This is a genomic window from Mycobacterium sp. 050272, from assembly GCF_039023525.1.
Classification (GTDB): domain Bacteria; phylum Actinomycetota; class Actinomycetes; order Mycobacteriales; family Mycobacteriaceae; genus Mycobacterium.
In genome coordinates, this window is record NZ_JBCHKV010000050.1 from 1 (window position 1) to 2682 (window position 2682).

1 protein-coding gene and 1 pseudogene are annotated in these 2682 nt (G+C 65.1%); both read right to left on the reverse strand.

Annotated features, from left to right (window positions below):
• Positions 1-71 precede the first annotated feature (71 nt).
• On the reverse strand, positions 72-851 hold the full coding sequence (istB, locus tag AAHS21_RS31885; RefSeq protein ID WP_342931251.1) for an IS21-like element helper ATPase IstB: 780 nt from the start codon (positions 849-851) through the stop codon (positions 72-74).
• 131 nt (positions 852-982) lie between these two features.
• Positions 983-2497 (reverse strand): annotated as a pseudogene (gene istA / locus AAHS21_RS31890) (IS21 family transposase); the annotation flags it as partial.
• Positions 2498-2682: the final 185 nt, after the last annotated feature.

Below are 2682 nucleotides of genomic sequence, written 5' to 3' on the forward strand. Positions count from 1 at the left end.
TGTCGGCGTTCACGTAATTCCCGCTCCCGGCGTTCACGTAATTCCGCAGGTGGTGGGTCCTGGTGAATGTTCTACCCGACCTCCTTGCGCTGTGTCTTGGGGTCCTGCTTGGTCCCGGGGCGTTTGTTGGGCCGGTAGGACGGCCCGTTCATGAACACTTGGTGGCTTGTGTTGATTAGCCGGTCTAGAAGTGATTCGGCGACAACGGGATTCGGGAATAGTGGGTACCAGTCGACCGGTGAGCGGTTGGAGGTGAGGATCATCGACCTGCTGGCCGCGGCGCGCTCGGAGATCAGTTCGTAGAGGTCATCAGCCTGGGCGGCGGTGAGTTCGCGCATGCCGAAGTCGTCGAGGACCAGCACGGCCGGCCGGACGAACTCGCGCAGGCGTTTGTCCCAGGTGCGGTCGGCGTGACCACCGGCGAGAGTGGCCAGTAGGCGGCTGGTCTTGATGAACCGGACCTCGGCGCCTTGACGGATCGCTAGATGGCCAAGTCCTTGTGCCACATGGGTTTTGCCGACTCCGACCGGGCCATACAACACGACCGACTCACCCCCTGATAGCCAACGCAGCGCCGCGAGGTCACGGATCTGCGCGGCGGGCAGCTTGGGGTTGGCGGCGAAATTGAACTCTTCCAAAGTGAGCTGCTGTTCGAACTGGGCACGGCGGATGCGGCGGGCGATCGACTGCGATTCACGGCGAGCGATCTCGTCATGGCAGAGGACCTGGAGAAATTCGATATGGCCGAGCTCACCGGCGCGAGCCTGAGCCAGCCGAGCCTCCAGCGTCTGCAGCATCCCGGACAGTTTCAGCGTGCGCAGCGCCTGTTCGAGTGCAGCGTCCACGATCATGCCGACACCCCCTCGTCGTCGGCGCCATCACGAGCGGCATCCGTCGCGGCGCTGTCCGCCGCGGTGTTCGCGCTGGCGCGGATCCCGGGCGCGTGGTCCGGGTTGGGCAGCGCCACCACGTTGCGAAACAGCCGCGAAGGACCATGCAGGAACGCCGCAGCACCGCCGTCGCCGGTCGACGGTGGTGGCGGGTCGGCTTCCAGCCCGGCGGCCAGGATGCCCTTGATGGTGCGATAGGTCGGATCTCCGACAGCGATCGCTTTGGCGCAGGCCAATTCGAGCCGCTTAGCACCGTGGCGGTCGGCCAGCCCCAGCACGCCTTGAGCGGCGCGCAGCCGAAACAGCGCATTCTCGGAGAGCAACTCGGCGATCACCGCGACGGTGGCCGGCCCGATTTCGGCAGCGCGGTTGCGACACCAGGTCGGGCCCCGCATCGCGAAGGCGATCCGTTCGGGCGGGTAATGCGACATATCGGTCTGCTTGCCGAACGGTTTGCGCACGTGGGTGGCGATCAGCTCGCCGTCATCGAAGATCTGCACCATGTCCGCAGTCGAGCGCACGTCGACCTTGCGGCCGATATGCCGCCACGGCACCGAGTACAACGTCCGTCCGGCCTTGACATGGATATCGGGGCCCACCGTGGCTCTCGACCAGTCGGCAAGCACAAAGTCGCGGCCGGGCAACGCAATCAACGCATCGGTCTCAACGGCTAGGAACACCGACATCGGAGAAGCGCCTTGCAGCGGGCGACATTCCCGCTGGCCCGCCACCTCCCGGCACCACGCGACCGCGGCCTGCTGCATCTGTTGCAACGACGTCCATTCCCGGCCCCGCCAAAACGAATCCCGCACATAGGGCATCGGCCTTTCCACCCGCGGTTTGTCCTTGGGTTTGCCGGCCCGGGCGGGATCAACCAACGTGCCGTAGTGACAAGCTAATTCGGCATACGAGCGGTTGATCTTCGGGTCATAAAGGTCCGGGCGCTCCACCCCGGTGCGCAGGTTATCCGGCACCAGGCGGCGCGGGACGCCATTGAAGAACCGAAACGCCTCGACATGGCATTCTGTCCAGGCCCGCTGATCCATCCGCAGCACCGGGCGCACGAACATCAACCGCGAGCACGCCAGCACCATCACGAACACCCAAATCCGGCGCCTGCGCCCACCCACCGGATCGGTCCACGACCCCAGATACCCGTAGTCGATCTGGGCTTCCTCACCCGCCGGCGGATCCTCCCGCAGCACCGTCACCCGCTGGCGCATCGTCTCCTCGGGCAGGTTGGCGTCCATATAGCGCTTCAGCGACGAGACCGACGCGCTCAGCCCGTGCTCGTCATGCAGCCGCTGCCAGATCGTCTGCCGAGTCACCCCGGCCCGAGTCATCGCCACGATGAAATCGCGGTGCCCGTCGATCTCCGGCCACGTGATCTGACGCAGCCGGGTATCGGCCATATGCGGGAACCACTCTCGCACCAGCTGCGCCCACTCCTGCGGTGACCGCGGCGGCCCGCCCGGCTCGATCCCCGCCCCAATCGCGGGCTCCACGTACTTCTTCACCGTCTTGCGATCCAGCCCCAAACTGGTCGCGATCTGGCATTGCGAGCGACCCGCATGCCAGTGGATCAAAATCTCGGTCACATCGACCACGTCGAAAGTTCTCCTTGCCAATCCAGGCTCCCATCAGCTCATCCGATGGGAGCAGCCTTTGACCTGCAAGGACCGCACCAGCCGCGACACGCCCACCTTCCCGGTGGGGAATTACGTGAACGCGACCCTGGGGAATTACGTGAACGAGAACCGGCTCAACATGGGGAATTCCATGAACGTCGACA